The following is a 19,463-nucleotide window of genomic DNA, read 5'->3' on the forward strand; positions in this document are numbered from 1 at the left end:
CGTCGACCTCGGCCTGACCGAGAAAACCGCCCAGCTCGCCACCGATGAGATCCATCGCGACGAGAACCGCGCGGTCAACGTCCATCTGGTGCGGGAGACCGGCATCAATCCGGACGAGAAGCCGTCGGCCTGGGTAGCCGCGAGTTCCTCGTTCGTCATGTTCGCCGTCGGCGCGCTAATTCCCCTGATCCCTTACCTTCTCGGGTATGGGTCGCTGGCGACGGGAATGGCGTGCGGCGCGGCCGGGCTGCTCGTCGCCGGGGGCCTGACCGCGCGGTTCTCGTCGCGATGGATCTCATCGGTGGCGAGCTGGGCGGTTTTCTCGGTCAGGCCGAGGTCGACGAGCATGCCGATCAGCTCGGCCCGTTCGGCTTCCGGGCGGGTGCGCAGCGCGCGGCGTTCGACGTGGACCTCGGATTCGATCTGCTCGTTGGCCGTCGTCACCGACGTGTACTCGCCGAGTGCCATGGAAAATGCCCCGGCAAGCAAACCGGCCACACCGGCGACGGTGACGGCGTGAGCACTTTCGCCCGCGGCCACGCCGGCGATCAGGCCGGTGTTGCTGACCAGCCCATCCATCGCACCAAAGGTGGCCGCGCGCAACCAGCCTCCGCTGATGTCGGGATGGGTGTGCCCGACGTCGTACGCCGGGTCGGGTTGCTGTGACGGGGTATCCGGCTGGGCCATGACGCCATCTAAGCGGCGGGCCCTGACGCAGCGCTAGGCAGCCCGCGTCTCCCGACTTGTTTCGAAGGCCCGAGCAGCGGGTTACCGTCGCACTATGGCGCCAGACATGAGTAGCACTGCCGAACATCTGCGCAACACGTTGGACGGGCGTTGGCGGGACGTGAAGAACCGCATGCGCGGGACGCTGACCGAGGAGCTGTTCCGCCCGCACTACACGCCGAACACGGTGATCGCCCGCACCAAGGTTGCCGAGCAGATGAGGATCATGGCCGCGTTCGGTGTCGCCGCCGACAACTTCCGCAAGGAGCACGGCGGGACCGGCGACATCGGCGCGGCCATCACGATGATCGAGATGCTCGCGATGTCGGATCTGTCGCTGATGGTCAAGGCCGGGGTGCAGTGGGGGCTGTTCGGCAGCGCCGTGGAAAACCTGGGCACCGAGCGCCACCACGAGGCCTACGTCAAACAGATCATCAGCCTCGAATTGCGCGGCTGTTTCGCGATGACGGAGACCGGGCACGGCAGCGACGTTCAGGCGCTGGAGACCACCGCCACCTACGACCCCGAGACCGAAGAGTTCGTCGTCGACTCCCCGAGTCCGACGGCCCGCAAGGACTACATCGGCGGTGCCGCCCAAACCGCCACCATGGCAGCGGTTTTCGCGCAATTGATCACCAACGAGGACGGCAAGCCGGTCAACCACGGCGTGCACTGCGTGATGGTCCCGATCCGCGACGCCGAAGGCAACGACCTGCCCGGGATCACGACCTCCGATTGCGAATACAAGGGCGGGCTGCCCGGCGTCGACAACGGCCGCATCGTGTTCGACCACGTCCGGGTCCCGCGGGTGAACCTGCTGAACAAGTACGGCGACGTCGCCCCCGACGGCACGTACAGCTCCCCGATCGACAACCTCAACCGGCGGTTCTTCACCATGCTGGGCACACTGGTTCGCGGCCGCATCACGGTGGGCGGCAGCGCCGGGGCGGCGGCCCGCGTCGCGCTGGACATCGCCACCCGATATGCGTTGCAGCGCAGGCAATTCAGCGCACCCGACGACGACTCCGAGGTCCTGATCATGGATTACCTGGTGCATCAGCGCCGGCTGTTTCCGTTGATCGCGAAGTCATACGCCCTGCAGTTCGCCCAGAACGAGCTCGTCAGCAAATGCCACGACGTCCAGACCGCGGATGACCCCGACGCCGACGAGCAGCGCGAACTGGAGGCCCGCGCCGCAGGGCTGAAGGCGGCCAACACCTGGCATGCGTCGCAGGCCATTCAGGAGGCCCGCGAGGCTTGCGGCGGCGCCGGCTACATGGCCGAGAACCGGCTGATCGCGCTGCGCGGCGACACCGACGTGTTCACCACGTTCGAGGGCGACAACCATGTGCTGACCCAACTGGTGGCCAAGGAACTGCTGACCGCCTACGCCGACGACATCCGCAGCATGAGCCCGGTCGAATGGGTGCGGTTCGCCGCGAACACCGTCGGTGAGCGGGTGATGAAACGCACTGCGGCCGAGGCGATTATGCAAAGAATCGTGGACGCCCGGCAGGACAGCGAGGAAGAGGGCAGCCTGTTCAACCGCGGCACCCAGGTCAACATGTTCGAAGAGCGCGAGGACTACTTGCTGTCATCGGTCGCGCGCCGGCTGCGCGACAAATCGAAAGACATGTCCGCGTTCGACGCGTTCAACGCCGTGCAGGATCATGTGCTGCACGCCGCGAGCGCACACATCGACCGGGTGGTGCTGGAAGCTTTCGTCGCCGGGATCGACGCGTGCGAAGACGACGACGCCCGCGAACTGCTCGAGCTCGTGTGCGACCTCTACGCGTTGTCGGTGATCGAGGACGACAAGGCCTGGTATGTCGAGCACGGGTACCTGTCCACCGGCCGAGCCAAGGCGGTCACCCGGGGGATCAACGACCGCTGCCGCGCGCTGCGCCCGCACGCCGAGACACTCGTCGACGGGTTCGGCATCCCCGAACCGCTGCGATACGCCGAGATGCTGCATCCCGAGAACCTGCCGGATTCCTAGGGCGCCGAGCTTGGGCGGCAACGCTATTCGTTGGGGATCTTCCCGAGCGCCCGTAGCTTTCCGTCAGGCCCGATCTGGAATTTCACCGTGCCCATTCCGGTGGGGCAGCAGGGCTGATCGTTGCCCTTCTGCCACTGGTACTGGACCGTGATCGTGTCGTCCGAGGGCGGCAGCACGGTGATGTACGGCTTCGGGTTTGGCGTCGCGGGGCCCAGCGGCGTGTTGTGATCGAAGAACAGCAACTGCTGGGGCGTGTTTTCGCTGGCGATGGTCGGGACGATCTGCACCCAGTACAGCCGGCATTTACGGGTGTGCCCGCGCGCGATTTCGACCCACGTCGAGCCGGGAACGATGATCGGAACCGAGGCGATGGCCTGCCGCAGCGTATCGGCCGTGGGCCCGTCGGAGTCCTTGCAGTTCTGACCCGGCGTCGCGCGGGGTGCCGGAGCGTTCGAGCCGCAAGCCGACGTCAGCAGAATCAGCAGCATCACGATCAGCCGACGACGCACAGCGCGAGCTTAGCCAAAGCCGTAATATGCCCGAAACGTACGGCGCATTCGGCCGAAACATCCCCGTCGCAGCATTTCGGATGTGGCAGCTAGAGACGCCAACAAGACCGCCTGCCCGTTGCAGTGCGGGCGGCGGCTTGGCGCGGTAAGCCGCGACCGGGTGGACTGGGCGGGTCTGCCGACCAACCTGGACATGGCGTTTTCCCAGGCGCAATGCGACAAGGTTTACGCACAGCATCTGCTGCGCAAGCGCCATGCCCAGCTGCGCCGATGGTTGCCCCGCGGCGAGCACGTGTGCGTCTGCGAAGTCACGGCCGAGGTCGTGGAGGACCTCGACGCGGCGAAGGACTACGTCACGTCGTAAATGCCGCCTTGGCGTGTCAGCGGTTACGCGGCGCCGGCTGCCCGTACACCGCCACCACGACGCTGCGGTCCAAGCTGTTCTCCGACCACACCCCGATCGCGGTGTTGGCACAGTCGCGGATGATCGCCATGGCATCGGGATTGTAGTACCACTGGTTGATCAGCTCGAGGCTGCTGATCGACATCGCCGGGTTGATCGCCACGGTCTCGGCGGCCTTGCCCTGGAAGCCGGCGGCGTTGGCGCGGTCCTGCGGCGACGATCCGTCGGATCCGGTGTCGTCGTTGATATTCCGGTTGTTGAGCATGTCATCCGCGTGCCACTCGGCGGCCAACGTCAGCGCGTTGTTCCTGACGACATCGTTCGTGCAGCCCGCCTGATGCTGCAGCGTGTAGACGCCGGAGACGACGGCGCTGTTGAGCCGCTTGTTGTCGGCGTGTGCGGTGGGCGTCGCCAATCCCGCTATTCCCCAGAGGATCACGGCCACCGGCAGCGTCCCCGCGCTACCGCGCTTCCACACGATCATGGGGCCCTCATCACACCGGATCGAAATGCGAAACCAGCCATCGCCCGTTGACCTTGTCCAGCGTCACCCGAATGACGGGTTGGGTGTCGGTGGGTGCGCCGTTGCCGATGGTCACGGTTTGGTTCACGAACAACAGGACGACGGCGTGGTTGGCAGTCGCCGAAACCGGGGCTGCTGCGCTGACTTTGGCGACCGCCGAGATGTGCCTTTCCTTCGCACCAGGGATGACGACCTCGCGGGTCAGCGTGGTGTAAGCGTCCTTGAACTCGCCGGTCAGCCGGTCCCGCGCCGCGCCGAGCTCCTTGTCCGCCGAATCCGCCTGGTACGACAACAGGGCGACCGCGTCTTCGCTTGCGACCCGGGCCGATTCGGTGCGGGCCAGCGCGAGGGCGTCGGCCGACCCGTTCACCCACTTGAAATAGCCCGCCGCCAGCGCCAGCAGCAATGCCAGCCCGGGGAACACACCGTAGGCGAGCACTCGCGTCCACGCGATCGGGCGTCTGGTGTCGGGCTCTTCATCGGAAACCTCGTCGATCTCAACGGCTTCCGGTTCGTCGATATCGACGACTGTGTCTTCGATCTTGTCGCTGAGGGTCGTCATGGCACGAACACCACGTTCGACACCTTGGCGTCGTCGCCGAGCGCCTGGACCTCGATTCGCATGCGCCATTCCCGCGGCGCCTCCTCGCCCCCGGCGGTGCGCGACTTCACCGCGACGGCCACCAGCACCTGGGCGGAGTCGCCCCGCTGGGATTCCAGCCCGGCATCGGTGACCGTGCCTTCGGATTTCGACTGCGCCGCCTTGACGACCTCGATGAAAGGCTTGGATCGCTGAGCGAAGTCATCGCGGAACGCTCCGGTGGCCAGATCGAGGATCCGCTGCACGTCGGCGTCGACCTCGGTGTAGTTGATCGAGGTGAGGTTCACCGCGCCCTGTCGAGCGATCTGGACGAAGAGGTCGCGCTGCGCCTGGGCCTCGTGCTTTTCGTACGCGCGGTACCCGAGCCAGCCGGCCAATCCGGTCAGCGTCGCCAGGATCACCGCGCTCGCCACCAACACCGATGCGGCACCCGAAAGCCGCCGCCCGGTGAATCGGTTCCGCCAACGGGAAAGCCGCCCTTCGGATTGCGTTTCGTCGGCGGTTTCAGGTTCGTCGGTCATCTTGCTCCTTCATTCTCACGGTGGCGGCACCAACAGCGACTGCCAGTTCTTGGCACGCGGGTGCGCCAGGTCGGATTCGGTATAGCGGCGTCCGTCGGGTCCCACGTAGTCGCCGGTCGCCGGGTCATACGTCGCGACGGCAAGCGGCGGAGCCGACGGCGCGGTGCCGCGCGGCGGTGGCAGCCGCGGGTCCTGGCCCGGCGGATACTGCGGTACGCCCTGGCCGGTCGTGGTGGCGTTCGGATCGCCCTTCCAGTTATAGCCATCGTTGAGCGGCACGTACTCCTCGTCGCTCTCACACAGCTCGACCGTCGGGGCCCGCTTCCACGGCTTGGCCTCGCACGGAATGTTCCGTACCCCACGGACATTGAGCTCCGAGTCCTGCGGCAGGCGGCAATACAAGTCCGCCGCAGGACGGTCCGGGGCGTCGACGCTGGCCGGTGAGCGACGCTGGGTCGGCGGCAGATACCCGGTGGTGCAAGGCGGCGGCAGGTTCATGTTGAGGTTGAAGTCCAACTGGGCGCCCCGGTACTCCTGTTTGGTGTTGGAGCTCGGCACCACGATCGCCGCCATCGCCGCGATGCCTTGCGGCAACAGCACCAGGAGCTGTTCGATGTCATGGCGGTAGACGACCGCGATGTCACCGAGGCTCGCGAGGTTGGCGAACAACACCGGAACCGCCGGTGCCACGCGGTCGAGCAGCGCGCGACCCTCCTCCAGCCCGGAACCGCCCTGCGTCAGGAGATCTCGCACCGCGGCGTCCTGCGCCTTGAATTGCGCCATGATGGCGGCGGTGCGATCGGCCCAGCTTGCGATGGCGCCCGCCGTCTGGACCTGGGAGTTGAGCACCGGCGGCGATTGGTCGATCAGGGTGGCGAGCGGGTCGACGGTCCGGCCTCCCGCGATGGCCAGCGCTGTCGACCCGTCGACGATCCGCGACAGCTCGGGCCCCAGGCCGGCGACCGCCCGGTTGCTCTCGTCGATCACGGTGCGCAGGTTATCGCGCGGAATCGCCTGCAGCGCACGGTTGGTCAGGTCCAGCAGGTGCCCGATGTCGACGGGCACGTCGACCCGCCCGGCGGGAATGATGTCGCCGGCACGCAGCGACCGGGAATGCTCGCCGTCCCTGCCGGGCTGCGGCGTCAGTTCGATGTATTGCTCACCGATCGCCGAGCGGCTGTGCACCGACGCCTGGACGTCGGACGGCACCTCGACCCCGGATCGCAGAGCGAGCACCGCGCGCACCCCGGAGGCGGTGACGTCGACCGACTTGACCTGACCGACGTCGGTGCCCCGGTAGGTGACAACAGAAGTCTCATACAGGCCGCCCGACTGGGGCAGATCGACCGTGACGGTGTATTCCCCGATCCCGAACACTGTCGCGGGTAACTTCATGAAGTTGAATGCCATTGCGCCACACGACAACACCGTCACCAGCGACAACGCGGCCAACTGGATCCAGGTCCTGCGATTGAGGCGCAGCATCAGTATCCCCCGCTGTGGTAGGGATAGGTCAGCGGGTTTCCGGCGGTGGCCGGGCTCGGCTGCATGCCGATCGTGCGTCCCCACTGCAGTTCGAGTCGGGTGAGATTGCCTTCCCATCGTGACCCGGTGAACAGCCCCTGGTCGATGCGGCTCAACGTCAAATCGACGACCAGGGTGAGATTGGCGTAGTCACCGCGGAACCAATTGCGCACGGTGGACGCGGGCCACGGGTAGGCCGCCAAGCCGTCCAGACCCCTGGTGAGCGCCGGACCCGCATCGGCGAGCGAGCGCAGCACTGGCTCGATATTGCGCAGGTTGTTCACCAGGGATTCCCGGCTTTGGTGGATGGTGTCGGCCGCCAACGCGCTGAACTTGCCCAGCTGATCGATCGCGTCGGCGATCTTGGTGCGCTGGTCGGCCAGCACCGCGAGGGCTTTGGGCACCGTCGTCAACGCCTTGTCGACAACCGGATCCTTGTCGGCCACCTGACCCGCCAGCGAGTTCAGATTCTCGGCGGCGGCGATGATGTCGTCGGTCTGATCGTTGGTGCGCGCGATGAACTCGTCCAACTGGCCCAGCAGGCTGCGCATGTCGTTTTCCCGGCCGGCGAACGCCTTGGCGATTGCCTGGTTGATCTCCTGCAACTGCGCAATTCCCCCGCCGTTGAGCAGGATTGACACCGAGGCCAGCGTCTGCTCGGTGCTCGGATACAGGCTCGCGCGCGCCAGCGGGATGACCGATCCGTTGGTCAGTTGGCCGGACGGCGGCTCGTCCTTGGGCGGCGCGAGCTCGATATGCATCGACCCGAGCAGGCTGGTCTGCCCGAGCTTGGCGGTCGAATTGGCCGGCAGGCGGACGTCGCCGTTGATGCGCATGGTGACCAGCGCATGCCAGTCCTGCAGCTCGATCTTGGTGACGTTGCCGACGTTGACGTCGTCGACGCGAACGCGGGTGTTCTCCTGGATGGTGACCACGTCCGGCATCTGCGCCTGGATCGTGTAGGAGCGCGGGCCCCCGCCGGCGGTGCCGGGCAGGGTGAACGAGTTCAAGCCCCGCCATCCGCAACCCGCAAGCGCGGCAACGCATATCGCTCCCAGCCCCGCGGCTATCGCGCGTCTCATGATGGCCCCGCCGGAAGCATCAGGTTCTGCAGCACCTGGGTCGAGCTGATCGTGCCGTTCGGCGGTGGAGGCGGCGCCTCGGCGGGCGGCGCCGCGTCCGGCGATGCGGGCGCCTCGGGCGGTGGGGGCGCCGCGGGGGGCGTGTAGCCGGGCCGCAGCCAGTCCTCGCTGTAGGTGATCTCGTCCGGCCGGGCCTGCGTCCCGACGAACGGGTTGAGCCCCGCCGGGATGTAGTTGTAGATGCGGTTCTTGATGACCGGCTCCACGTACTGCAGGCACAGCTTTGACACCCGGGCCAGCCGCGCGCGCGACGCCGCCTCGATCGAGCTGCAGATCCACTGCGGGATGTCGGCGAAGTTGTTCAGCGCGATGATGCCGGTCATCGCGCTCTGGGCCGGCTGATAGATGTTGAGGAAGTTCTGGAAAACCGTTGGGGCGATGTGCAGGATCTGCTTGATGTCACCACGGCTGTCGTTCAGCGCGGTGGTAATGGAACCCATCCGGTCGAACGTGACACCCATTGTTTCCCGGTTTTCGGCGAGGAAGTCGCGCACATCTCCCAGGGCCTGGTCGAGTCCCTTCACCGCGTTGGCGACCTCGTTGGGTGTGTTCGACAGCACCGTCGTCACGCTGGCGAGGTTCTGGTTGAACGAGGCCAACAGGTCGCTGCTGGAGTACAGCGCCGACACCAGCAGCTGCAGATTGCGCACCGTGCTGAAGATGTCGTCGGCGTGATCGCCGAGCGCCGAAATCGCTTCGGAGAGCTTGAGTACGGTGTCGCGGGCGGTGTCCCCCTCGCCGCGCAGGTTGTCGGCGGCGGAGTTGATGAATTCGCCCACCGAGTTCACGCCGCCCGGGGCCGTCGGTTGCAGCGCGCCGGTCAGTTTTTCCAGCTGCTTGCGAAAGTCGTCCCATTCGACCGGTACCGCGGTGCGGTTGAGCGGGATCGACGCGCCGGGGCTCAGTTTGGGCCCGCCGGAGTACGCCGGGACGAGGTGGATCGCGCGCGAGGTCACCAGTGACGGCGACAGGATCGCGGCGCGGGCGTCGGCGGGCACCGCATACTGCTTGTCGACCGAGAACGTCACCTTGGAACTGGTGGGTTGCGGCTCGATCTTGTCCACCACACCGACCGCGACACCCAGGATGCGGATCTCGTCGCCCACGAACAGGCCGTTGGTCTCGGCGAAATATGCCGAGTACGTGCTCTTTTCGACGGTGCTCCAGAGCTTCACGCCGACGATCACCGAAGAAATCGTCAGCGTGGCCGCAAGGCTGACGGCGGCCAGGATCTGTAAGTTGCGACGGTTCATGTTCACGGCCCGTCGGGCTGGTGGGCGGGCGGGGGGACGATCCGGACCGGCGGTGTCGACGGCGGCGGTGACGGCGGCTGGGACCACAACGGGACCGGGGCGTTCTCCGGCGGCACGGGTGGAGTCCCGGTCGGCGGGTCGACCGCCTCCGACGGCAGCTTCTGGTTCGGATCCAAGACCCGGTCATACATGTCGGCGTCGAGAACGGGGCCGCTGAGCTGGCCGGGAATCAGGTTCGCCACATAGGCCTTGAAAAATGGTCCGGAACCCAGGCATTCGCCAAACGACATCGCGTACCGCTTGAACTTGGGCAGGGTTCGTTGCAGGTCTTCTTTGCGGTTGTCGAGGACCTCGAGCACCCCGTTGAGCTTGTCGAGGGCCGGCTTGAGTTGAGTCCTGTTGTCGTTGACCAGTCCCGAGATCTGGTGTGACACCGCGGTGAGGTTGTTCATCAAAGCGTCGAGTGAATCCCGTTCGTCCAGCAGCGCCGCCAGCAGGGCGTTGGAATTGGCGACCAGGGTGGCGATCTGTTGGCTGCGCTTGCCCAGCACCGCCGAGATCTTGTTGGCATTCCCCAGCAGGCTGCGCAATTGCGCGTCGCGGCTGTTCAGGGTCTCCGAGAACCTGGCCACCCCCTGCAGCGCGGGTTTGAGATCCGGTGGGGTTTCCTTGAAGGTGTTCGCCAATGTCGTTAGCGCGGACGATAATTGGGCGGTGTCCAAACCGCTGATGGTGGTCGTCAGGTCACCCAGCGCGTCGGGCAGGTCGTACGGCGACCGGGTGCGCTCCAGCGGGATGGGTCCCGTCAGGCTCCCGTTGCCGCGCGACGTGAGCTCGAGCATCTTGCTGCCCAGAATGGTCTCGGTCTTGATCGCCGCTTCCGTGCGGTCGCCCAGCTGAATGTCCTTACGGACGGTGAACCCGACCCGGACCTTGGTGCCGTCCAGGCGAATCTCCGAGACCCTCCCGACGCCCATGCCCGAAACCCGAACCGTACTACCGGTTTTGATGCCGCCGGCCTCGGAGAAGTATGCCGAGTAGTCATTGGTGTTCTTGATGAACGGCAACTTGTTGTATTCGAAGGCGGCGATCACGACGCACGTCACGATCATCGTGCCGACAATGCCGACCAGGACGGGATTGCGCTCGCTGAGCGGTTTGATGTTGATTCGCTTCATCGCGGCGTGCACCGCCCGCTCGGCTGGCCGATCAGTTTGACGAAGATCGGGTTGCCGCCCTTGCCGTTGAGCTTGAGCAACACTTCGCAGAAGTAGAAGCCGAAGTAGTCGCCGTTCAGGCCCTGGCGGGCCAGGACCTGATAGATGTCGGGCAGCTCCTTGAGCAGGTTGTCGAAATACTCGCGGTCGGAGAGCACCTGGTTGGACATCCGGTCGGTCTCGCGCACCACGTCCTTGATCGGCTGGCGTGACTGCACCAGCAGGTCGGCGACCGACCCGGCAGCCGCGTTGATGTACGCCAGCCCGGTGGAGATGTCGGTCTTGCGCTGCGCCAGGCCGTCCACGAGCGCCGACAGCTTGTCCAGGCCGTCGGAGAACTCGTGGTCGCGCGCGGCGAAGGTGTGCAGCACGGTGTTCAGGTTCGTGATCAGCTCGCCGATCAGTTCGCTGCGCCCGGACAGGGTGGAGGTCAGCATCGAGGTCTGCGCCAGCACCGAGGCGAGGGTGCCGCCCTGACCCTGGAAAATGCGCAGCAGCTCACCGGACAGCGCGTTCACCTGATCGGGATCCAGCGCGCGGAACAACGGTCGGAAGCCGCCGATCAGCGCGTCGATGTCCAGTGCCGGCGACGTCCGCGCCATCGGAATCGTCGCGCCGGGCGTCAACCGACGTGGCGCGCCGGCGCCCTCTTCGAGGGCGAGATACCGGTCGCCGATCAGGTTTTCGTACCGCACAACGGCTTTGGTGCCCTCCGTGAGCCGCACTCCCCTGTCGACCGCGAAACCGACGGTCACCGTGCCGTCGTGATGCAGCGTGAGGTCGCCGACCTTGCCGACTTCGACCCCGGCGATGCGGACGAAATTGCCGGACTTCAGGCCGGAGATGTTGGTGAAGACCGCTTGATAGCCCGTGCGGTCCTCGAAACGCAACTGGCCGAACACCGCGATCAGCGCGAACGTGAATACCAGGCAGATCACCGTGAACAGCGCCACCCGGACGATCACGGCGGACATCTTTCGTCTTCTCATGGCGGCGGCTGCCCCCCGCGCCAGAAGTAGCGCGGCGCCTCGGGAGGGTTCTTGGTGGTCGGGAAGTAGTTGGCCCACCATGGATTACCGGCGGCCACGTTGGTGCGGATCTCGTTCGGCGCGGCGCCCCAGCCGGTGTCGGTGACCAGAGCACGAACCGGGAAGTTCGCACTCGGATCGGGCAACGAACCGCAGCTCGGCCTGCCGCCGGGACCGCCCGTCGCATTGACCTTCGGCAGATGCTTCGGGTATCGGTACGGGTCGTCGCCGAACAGGAGGGCCGCGTCCAGGATCACCGAATAGCCATTGCCGCCCAACGCGTCTCGGCCACCGTGGTCGACGTACCATTGCGCGCCCTGGAACAAGCAGGTGTAGGTCGGCGAGTATTTGTTGAGCAGCGCGGTCGTCGGATCGAGCAGGTTGACCGAACGCACGATGTTGGATTCGCTGTTGCCGAGCACGTTGATGCCGGCCTGACTGAAGCCCACCGCCGACAACAGCAGCGTGTCCAGTGACCGCTGGTTTTCGGTAAGGGTGGCGCTCGAGGTCGACGCCGAGTCGAGGATCGACAGGATATCCTGTGCCGCATCGGAATAGGCGGCCGATGTCTTGCCGAACAACCGCCAGTCCCGCTGGATCGTTCCCATCCTGGGGTTGACGGCAAGCAGCAGGTTGTTCGCGTCGGTGACCGCCTGCCCAATCCGGTCGCCCTTGCCGCGCACCGACTGCGCGAAGGCCGACAAGATCGCGTTGAGCTTCGCCGGGTCAAGCGCCTGGACCACGGACTGCAGGTTTTCGAACACCGTGTTGACTTCTACGGTGACGTTGCGTGAGCGCAGCACCGCGCCGGGCCGCAGCGCCGCGGCGCTGGGGTGCTCGGGCACGATCAGATCGACATACTTCGACCCGAACGCCGTGGTCGATTTGATCTCCGCCTCGATGTTGCTCGGCAGATATTTGAAGGGGCCCGGGTCCATTTTCAGCCGCAGCTGGGCCGCTTTCACGTCGGTGCCGATCGACGCGACCTGGCCGATCTGTACGCCGCGCAGCTTCACCTTCGCGCCGGGTTCCATGACCAGTCCCGCCCGGTCCGACTCCAGCGTGAGCGGGATGGATGGGCGGAACGTGCCCGAGAACGACGCGGCGGTAAGCACGATCAGTCCGGCGACCAGAAGAAACAACGTTGGCGCCCACCAGATCGGGTCGATCTTGCCCCGGCGGGTGCTGTTGCCCTTGCTATGCCTGCGGCGGTCGGTACTCATCGTAGTCATCCCGACAGGTTGAAGTTGCCGGATTGGCCGTAGATAGACAGCGAAATCATCAGGCACACAAAGGCGGTGACGATCATCGACGACCGCACGGACCGACCGACCGCCTCCCCCACCCCGGCGGGGCCTCCCGTCGCGGTGAAGCCGTAATAGGTGTGCACGACCATCACGCCCGCGGCCATCGTCAGCGCCGCCAAAAACGACCAAAACAGGTCGGTGGGACGCAGGAACGTGGAGAAGTAGTGCTCGTACACGCCGCGCGACTGGCCGTAGATGTAGATCGTGCCGAATTTGGCCGCGAAGAACGACATCAGCACGGCAACCGCGTACAGGGGGATGACGACGAGGATCCCGGCGATGATCCGGGTGGACGCCAGATAGGTGATCGAGCGGATCCCCATCACTTCGAGCGCGTCGATCTCCTCGTTGATGCGCATCGCGCCCAGCTGCGCCGTGGTGCCGGCACCGATGGTGGCGGCCAGCGCCACCCCGGCCGTGCATGGCGCGATCATCCGGACGTTGAAGAACGCCGACAGGAATCCGGTCAGCGCCTCGACCCCGATGTTGGACAGGGTGTCGTAGCCCTGTACGGCGACGAGGGCGCCGGTGGTCAGCGTGAGGAAGCCGATGATGCCGACGGTGCCGCCGATCACCGCGAGAGCGCCTGTACCCATTCCCATGTCGGCGATCAGCCTCAGCAGTTCCCCCGGGTAGCGCCGTACCGCGTCACCGGTGGAGGCCAAGGATTGGCCGTAGAACGCCGTCTGTTCGCCCAGCCTCCGGATGGCGGCGACGAGCCGGGGTCCGAGGTTGGGGACCCACGTCGGTTCGCCCGCGAGGTCACTCATTTCGCGGTCACCTTTACCCCGAGCGCAGTGACCACGATGTTGATGAAGAACAGGGCCATGAACGAAAACACCACGGTCTCGTTCACCGCGTTCCCGACGCCGGTGGGGCCGCCGCCCACGGATAGGCCCTTGTAGCAGGCGATTAGGCCGGCGGACAACCCGAACAGCGTCGCCTTGATGAGCGAAATCACCACCTGCGGAAGCCCGGTGACCAGTGTCATCCCGGCGATGAATGCGCCCGGCGTGACGTGCTGAACGAAGACCACGAAGATGTAGCTTCCCGTCAGGCCGGTCACGGCGACCACCGAGTACAGCAACAACGCTACGAACGTCGCGGCAATGATCCGCGGAACCACCAGGGCCTGAACGGGATTGACGCCGATCACCTTCATCGCGTCGATTTCCTCGCGGATGGTGCGCGCGCCCAGGTCGGCGCACATCGCCGTCGAGCCCGCACCGGCGACGGCCATCGCGGTGACGACGGGCCCAACTTGGGTCACCGATGCGAGCGCCGCCCCGGCACCCGAAAGATCGCCGGCGCCGATCTCGACGAGCAGGATGTTCAGGACGAACACGATGAGCACGGTGTACGGGATCGACAGCATGATCGTCGGAAAGATCGAGACCCTGGCGACAAACCAGATCTGTTCCAGGAGTTCGCGCCACGCCCACGGCCCTCGCACCACGGCAACCAATGACTCGATGCTGAGCACGAAGAACTGACCCAGCGCATTCATGGGCCTTGCCACGGCGGTGGCGTTCATCCGTCCCCCAATTCCGTAATACCGTTCACCCGCTCGTAATCAGTTGCGCGGTAACGGGTAAGCGTTGTTTACATGCGGACGGCATCGTCTGTTGCGCGCATGGAACATTGCCGCAACTTACGGGCAAAGCGATGCCCGGCGTCAGGGTTGCAATCAATCAGAAGAAATCTGGTCAATGCGGCGAACGTCCGCCGCCGCGTTCAGATGGGGTCTGCGCAAGACCGGGTGGCGCGCGGGCGACCACAGCAAGGCCGTGCGGATTTCTTTCCGCCATGTCGGAACCTACTCGCGCATCCGCGACCGCCGACCGTTCGGCAGTCGCTGTCAAAGCTCACAGTTCGGAGAAGTCAGGCCGAAAGCAAGTGTTCGATTCAGGGTGAACGCAATTGCGCCGCCCACGAAGGGATGCAGGCGGTGCCAGCCCGGCCGCCGGCAGCCGGAATCCAGACCCAATAGCGAGACCTCTACAATTGCCTACTCAGTGGGTGAGCAAAGTCTTTCGGGACATCGACGAACCCAAAAACAACCGAAGCAACCGCCGAATCCGAACTCATAGGACCATTTCAGGTGCCAATCCCATTGACGCTCGGCGTCACTGAAGGACTACGTCCGGCACCGGGCGCATCGTCAACTGGCAGATCCGATCAGTCCCGCACCACCGTCGCCTAAGGAAGAAGTTTCATGAGCATCGCCGAGGATGTCACACAGCTGATCGGAAACACGCCGCTGGTGCGGCTGCGCCGGGTCACCGAGGGCGCCGTCGCCGACGTCGTCGCCAAGCTGGAATCGTTCAACCCGGCCAACAGCGTGAAGGACCGCATCGGGGTGGCCATGCTGGATGCGGCCGAAAAGGCAGGCCTGATCAAGCCGGACACGATCATCCTCGAGCCGACGAGCGGGAACACCGGCATCGCGCTGGCAATGGTGTGCGCCGCCCGCGGCTACCGATGCGTGCTGACCATGCCGGAGACGATGAGCATCGAGCGGCGGATGCTGCTGCGCGCCTACGGCGCCGAACTCGTCCTGACCCCGGGGCCGGACGGTATGCCGGGCGCGATTGCCAAGGCCGAGGAGCTGGCCAAGACCGACCAGCGCTATTTCGTGCCACAGCAGTTCGAGAACCTGGCCAACCCGGCGATACACCGCGCGACAACCGCCGAGGAGGTATGGCGCGACACCGACGGCAAGGTCGACATCTTCGTGGCCGGGATCGGCACCGGCGGGACCATTACCGGCGTCGCCCAGGTCATCAAGGAACGCAAGCCGTCGGCGCAATTCGTCGCAGTCGAACCGGCCGCGTCGCCGGTGCTGTCCGGCGGACAGAAGGGACCCCACCCGATCCAGGGCATCGGCGCCGGATTCGTCCCGGCGGTCCTCGATATGGATCTGGTCGACGAGGTGATCACGGTCGGCAACGAAGACTCGCTGAACCTGGCCCGGCGGTTGGCCGCCGAAGAGGGACTGCTGGTCGGCATCTCCTCGGGGGCCGCCGCCGTGGCGGCCCTGCAGGTGGCGCGCCGGCCCGAGAACGCCGGCAAGCTGGTCGTCGTCGTGCTCCCCGACTTCGGCGAGCGCTACCTGAGCACGCCGTTGTTCGCCGACGTGGCGGACTAGCCATGTTCGCAGCGATGCGGCGCGATATACGGGCGGCCCGGGAGCGCGATCCCGCGAGGCCCACCACGCTGCAGGTCATCTTCGCCTACCCCGGCGTGCACGCCATCTGGGGCCACCGGATCAGCCATTGGCTGTGGAACAGGGGCGCGAGATTGGCGGCGCGGACCTTCGCCGAGCTCACCCGCATTTTCACCGGGGTCGACATCCACCCCGCCGCGACCCTCGGCCCCGGCCTGTTCATCGACCACGCGACCGGGGTGGTGATCGGGGAAACCGCCGAGGTGGGCGAGGACGTCCACATGTACCACGGCGTCACCCTCGGCGGCAGCGGCGCGGATACCGGGAAACGTCATCCCACCGTCGGCGACCGCGTGACCATCGGCGCGGGCGCCAAGATCCTCGGCGCGATCAAAATCGGCGACGACAGCCGGATCGGGGCCAACGCGGTGGTGGTGAAGCCGGTGCCGTCGAGTTCGGTGGTCGTCGGGGTCCCCGGGCAGGTCATCAGCCGCGCCGGCCGGGGCACCCCGGACGACTCGATGATGCCCGACCTCGTCGGGGTCAGCCTGCAATCCCTGCTCACCAGGGTGGCCAAGTTGGAGGCTTCGGGCGAGGGCCCGCAGAACGGCCGCGTGATCCGGCCACCCGAAGCCGGGGTGTGGCACGGCGAGGACTTCTCCATCTGACACCAGGCCTGGAGGTTGTGATGAGCGATCCCTGCACGCCGCACATCCCGGCCGCGTTGGCCGCGCCGAGCCTCAATCGCGGGGTGGGCTTCACCCACGAGCAGCGGCGACGCTTGGGCCTCACCGGCCGCCTTCCGTCGGCCGTGCTCACGCTCGATCAACAAGCCGATCGCGTGTGGCGTCAATTGCAAAGCCTCGCAACGGATCTGGGGCGCAATCTGCTCCTCGAGCAGCTGCACTACCGTCACGAACTGCTGTACTACAAGGTGCTCGAAGACCATCTGACCGAGCTGATGCCGGTGGTCTACACGCCCACCGTGGGCGAGGCCATTCAGCGCTTCTCCGACGAATACCGTGGGCAGCGCGGGCTTTTTCTGACCATCGACGAGCCCGACGAGATCGGCGAGGCCTTCGAAACGTTCGGATTGCAACCGGACGACGTCGACCTGATCGTCTGCACCGACGCCGAAGCCATTCTGGGTATCGGCGACTGGGGTGTGGGCGGAATCCAAATCGCCGTCGGCAAATTGGCGCTCTACACCGCCGGCGGCGGCGTCGATCCCCGTCGTTGCATCGCGGTGTCACTCGATGTCGGCACGGATAACGAACAGCTATTGCGAGACCCGTTCTATTTGGGCAACCGCCACGCCCGGCGCCGCGGCGAGGAGTACGACGAGTTCATCAGGCGCTACATCGAGACCGCCCACGCGATGTTTCCGCATGCCATCCTGCATTTCGAGGACTTCGGCCCGCTCAACGCCCGGAAGATCCTGCAGACCTACGGCGACGACTACTGCGTGTTCAACGACGACATCCAGGGCACCGGGGCGGTGGTCGTGGCCGCCGTCTACGGCGGCTGCCACATCACCGGTGTTCCGCTGCGCGACCAGAAAGCGATCGTCTTCGGGGCCGGGACCGCCGGCATCGGTGTCGCCGATCAGATCCGGGATGCGATGGTCGCCGACGGCGCCACCGACGAGCAAGCCAGGTCGCAGATCTGGCCGATCGACAAGCAGGGCCTGCTGTTCGACGACATGGACGACCTGCGCGCTTTCCAGGTGCCCTATGCCAAGAACCGCCAGCGGCTCGGTGTGGCCGCCGGGGCCCGGGTGGGATTGGTGGACGCGATCAAGCTGGCGTCACCCACCATCCTGTTGGGTTCGTCGACGGTGTTCGGCGCGTTCAACCAGGAGGTCGTCGAGGCGATGACCGCGTCCTGCGAACGGCCGATGATCTTCCCGCTGTCCAACCCGACCTCGCGCATGGAGGCTATGCCGGCCGATGTGCTGCAGTGGTCCAAGGGCAGGGCGCTGATCACCACCGGCACCCCGGTCGCCCCAGTCGAGTACGACGGCACCACCTACACCATTGGCCAGGCCAACAACGTGCTGGTATTCCCCGGAATCGGCCTGGGCATCATCGTCAGCCGGGCCCGGCTGTTCACCCCGGGCATGTTGCAGGCGGCGGCGAAAGCCATTGTGCGGCAGGCCAGTCCGGTGAATCCCGGCGATTCGCTGTTGCCGGATGTGCAGAACCTGCGTGACATCTCGGCGGCGGTCGCGGAGGCCGTCTACCGCGCCGCCGTCGAAGACGGGGTGGCCACCAGGGAGCACGACGATGTTCGGCAGGCGGTGCACGACGCGATGTGGCGGCCGGTCTACGACTAACCCGTACCCGGGTCGTCCGGGTGGGGGGTCAGCGGCGTCACCTCGTCGGCGCGCCTGAAATATGTTGTGGTCGCGGCACATTCGAGATCGCGGACGCCGATCTGAGTGCGGTGGCCTTGTGGCAATAGTGATCGGACCGGCCCAAACCGGGCCGGTCCGATCCAATGTGATGGTTCGATTACTTGCAACGTGGCGCGTTACACCTCGATCGTCTGGCTGACGTACGTCTCCCACGTTGCGATCTGGCCAGCCTCGATCAAGGCGGCCTGCATCTCAGGATCGCCCATCAAGTCCTGCTGGATCTGGCCGTACCGCGCCCAATCCTCGGCGGTGGAGAGCAGGCCGATGGTGTTGGTCGCCGGACCGCCGACCATGGTCGCAAGCACGGTGATGTTCTCGGCGCCGTGCTTGCGGGCTAGGTCAGTTGTCTTCTTGAGTTGCTTCTGCACCTCGTCCCACTGGACGCCCGGATTTGGGTGGATTGTTACGAACGAGACGATGGTCATGGTGGTGCCTCCTCAACCGTTGTGGCTGTTTGCCACAGGGCAAGCCAACACCCGAATGCCATCGAAAGCTAGACCCAAAATTCGCAGAACACCGACCGGTGGTCCGTCCATCGCTGCGCGACGGAACCGGGTAGACCCCCAGCGGGTCTACGCAGTCATTTTGTTGTCTTTACATTGAATGCAGTACTCGTCGTTCTGCCTGCGCGTTTCGTGTATCTCATCGCATTCAGGACACTGTTGAATGTATTTGTGGCTCGGATTGCAATCGGGCGACATTAATTTTTGCTTTTGCCGCAATTTGTTTGCTGAGGCTCTATGCTTGTTAGACAACATTCTAATAGATTTCCGTAGTCATCGGTTATTTTGATCTTCAATTAAGGTTTGCTCGAGGCTGGACATCGCCAGCCTGCGCTCACTAGCAGTAGCAGTTCCCCGCGTTCGGGCGTTCAATCACTGTTCCATAGCCTTCCCGCGATCCCGCGGATGTGCCCTCCGCATGTCGGGGACGTTGGCGTCAGGTCCCGAGATACTGGCCGCGCCGTTGCGGTAGGCGATGAGGCTGCGGCCATTTTCCGGCGAATAAGCCGTCAGTGGCAGTTACGCTCCCCCGCCTGGACTCGAACCAGGAACCCTTCGGTTAACAGCCGAACGCTCTGCCAATTGAGCTACAGGGGATTAACCCGTCCCGCGCGAATCTGCGCAG

18 protein-coding genes, 1 tRNA gene and 2 pseudogenes are annotated in these 19,463 nt (G+C 65.5%); 6 read left to right on the forward strand and 15 right to left on the reverse strand.

Going from position 1 to position 19,463, the window contains the following annotated elements:
* Positions 1-49 precede the first annotated feature (49 nt).
* A pseudogene (locus A5747_RS25760) lies at positions 50-241 on the forward strand (VIT1/CCC1 transporter family protein); the annotation flags it as partial.
* Positions 242-267: 26 nt separating this feature from the next.
* On the opposite strand, the pseudogene A5747_RS25465 reads toward A5747_RS25760, so the two are convergent.
* Positions 268-687, reverse strand: a pseudogene (locus A5747_RS25465) (VIT1/CCC1 transporter family protein); the annotation flags it as partial.
* A 94-nt stretch (positions 688-781) separates the two neighbouring features.
* On the opposite strand from A5747_RS25465, the gene A5747_RS11890 reads away from it, so the two are divergent.
* Positions 782-2,725: an acyl-CoA dehydrogenase gene (locus tag A5747_RS11890; RefSeq protein ID WP_076124320.1), complete on the forward strand. Its 1,944-nt coding sequence runs from the start codon at positions 782-784 to the stop codon at positions 2,723-2,725.
* A gap of 23 nt (positions 2,726-2,748) precedes the next feature.
* Here A5747_RS11890 and A5747_RS11895 read toward each other — a convergent pair whose 3' ends face one another.
* Entirely contained in the window at positions 2,749-3,216 is a 468-nt protein-coding gene (locus A5747_RS11895; protein ID WP_076124481.1) for an LppP/LprE family lipoprotein, read from the reverse strand.
* 100 nt (positions 3,217-3,316) lie between these two features.
* Between A5747_RS11895 and A5747_RS11900 the strand changes: the two genes are divergently transcribed.
* Positions 3,317-3,598, forward strand: a complete 282-nt coding sequence (locus A5747_RS11900) for a hypothetical protein (protein WP_076124322.1) — start codon at positions 3,317-3,319, stop codon at positions 3,596-3,598.
* 16 nt (positions 3,599-3,614) lie between these two features.
* Here the strand turns inward: A5747_RS11900 and A5747_RS11905 are convergent, their stop codons facing one another.
* From A5747_RS11905 to A5747_RS11955, 11 genes are read right to left on the reverse strand one after another with little or no spacing between them, the layout of a single operon-like run.
* Positions 3,615-4,121 carry a CAP domain-containing protein gene (locus A5747_RS11905; protein ID WP_076124324.1) on the reverse strand — a complete coding sequence of 169 codons (507 nt, stop codon included), beginning with the start codon at positions 4,119-4,121 and terminating at the stop codon, positions 3,615-3,617.
* A 10-nt stretch (positions 4,122-4,131) separates the two neighbouring features.
* Entirely contained in the window at positions 4,132-4,722 is a 591-nt protein-coding gene (locus A5747_RS11910) for a hypothetical protein (protein WP_142245536.1), read from the reverse strand.
* The gene (locus tag A5747_RS11915; RefSeq protein WP_076124326.1) at positions 4,719-5,282 is read right to left on the reverse strand and encodes an Mce protein; all 564 of its coding nucleotides are present in this window, start codon (positions 5,280-5,282) and stop codon (positions 4,719-4,721) included. Before A5747_RS11915 ends, A5747_RS11910 begins: the two co-directional genes overlap by 4 nt.
* Before the next feature lie 15 nt (positions 5,283-5,297).
* Positions 5,298-6,767, reverse strand: a complete 1,470-nt coding sequence (locus A5747_RS11920; protein WP_076124329.1) for an MCE family protein — start codon at positions 6,765-6,767, stop codon at positions 5,298-5,300.
* Positions 6,767-7,888: a virulence factor Mce family protein gene (locus A5747_RS11925; RefSeq protein WP_076124331.1), complete on the reverse strand. Its 1,122-nt coding sequence runs from the start codon at positions 7,886-7,888 to the stop codon at positions 6,767-6,769. The genes A5747_RS11920 and A5747_RS11925 overlap by 1 nt, the downstream gene beginning before the upstream one ends.
* Positions 7,885-9,201, reverse strand: a complete 1,317-nt coding sequence (locus A5747_RS11930) for an MCE family protein (RefSeq protein WP_142245537.1) — start codon at positions 9,199-9,201, stop codon at positions 7,885-7,887. Before A5747_RS11930 ends, A5747_RS11925 begins: the two co-directional genes overlap by 4 nt.
* A 2-nt stretch (positions 9,202-9,203) precedes the next feature.
* Entirely contained in the window at positions 9,204-10,379 is a 1,176-nt protein-coding gene (locus tag A5747_RS11935; protein WP_142245538.1) for an MCE family protein, read from the reverse strand.
* Positions 10,376-11,392, reverse strand: a complete 1,017-nt coding sequence (locus A5747_RS11940) for an MCE family protein (protein WP_369805073.1) — start codon at positions 11,390-11,392, stop codon at positions 10,376-10,378. The genes A5747_RS11935 and A5747_RS11940 overlap by 4 nt, the downstream gene beginning before the upstream one ends.
* Positions 11,393-11,403: 11 nt before the next feature.
* The gene (locus A5747_RS11945; RefSeq protein WP_076124336.1) at positions 11,404-12,669 is read right to left on the reverse strand and encodes an MCE family protein; all 1,266 of its coding nucleotides are present in this window, start codon (positions 12,667-12,669) and stop codon (positions 11,404-11,406) included.
* A gap of 5 nt (positions 12,670-12,674) precedes the next feature.
* Positions 12,675-13,523 (reverse strand): ABC transporter permease, encoded by an 849-nt coding sequence (locus A5747_RS11950; RefSeq protein ID WP_076124338.1) that lies wholly within the window; start codon positions 13,521-13,523, stop codon positions 12,675-12,677.
* Positions 13,520-14,287: an ABC transporter permease gene (locus A5747_RS11955; RefSeq protein WP_076124341.1), complete on the reverse strand. Its 768-nt coding sequence runs from the start codon at positions 14,285-14,287 to the stop codon at positions 13,520-13,522. The genes A5747_RS11950 and A5747_RS11955 overlap by 4 nt, the downstream gene beginning before the upstream one ends.
* A gap of 681 nt (positions 14,288-14,968) precedes the next feature.
* Between A5747_RS11955 and cysK the strand changes: the two genes are divergently transcribed.
* Genes cysK through A5747_RS11970 form a run of 3 tightly spaced genes read left to right on the forward strand, consistent with a single transcriptional unit; the run spans position 14,969 to position 18,254 of the window.
* Entirely contained in the window at positions 14,969-15,901 is a 933-nt protein-coding gene (gene cysK / locus A5747_RS11960) for a cysteine synthase A (RefSeq protein WP_076124343.1), read from the forward strand.
* Between the two features lie 2 nt (positions 15,902-15,903).
* A complete protein-coding gene (gene cysE / locus A5747_RS11965; RefSeq protein WP_076124345.1) occupies positions 15,904-16,587 on the forward strand; it encodes a serine O-acetyltransferase in 684 nt (227 codons plus the stop codon).
* Positions 16,588-16,607: 20 nt separating this feature from the next.
* Positions 16,608-18,254 carry an NAD-dependent malic enzyme gene (locus A5747_RS11970; RefSeq protein ID WP_076124348.1) on the forward strand — a complete coding sequence of 549 codons (1,647 nt, stop codon included), beginning with the start codon at positions 16,608-16,610 and terminating at the stop codon, positions 18,252-18,254.
* Positions 18,255-18,451: 197 nt separating this feature from the next.
* Here A5747_RS11970 and A5747_RS11975 read toward each other — a convergent pair whose 3' ends face one another.
* The gene (locus A5747_RS11975) at positions 18,452-18,760 is read right to left on the reverse strand and encodes a hypothetical protein (RefSeq protein ID WP_076124350.1); all 309 of its coding nucleotides are present in this window, start codon (positions 18,758-18,760) and stop codon (positions 18,452-18,454) included.
* A 602-nt stretch (positions 18,761-19,362) separates the two neighbouring features.
* A tRNA-Asn gene (locus tag A5747_RS11980) sits at positions 19,363-19,435 on the reverse strand.
* Positions 19,436-19,463 lie beyond the last annotated feature (28 nt).

The organism is Mycobacterium sp. IS-836 (assembly GCF_001954275.1).
In the GTDB taxonomy this organism is placed as follows: domain Bacteria; phylum Actinomycetota; class Actinomycetes; order Mycobacteriales; family Mycobacteriaceae; genus Mycobacterium.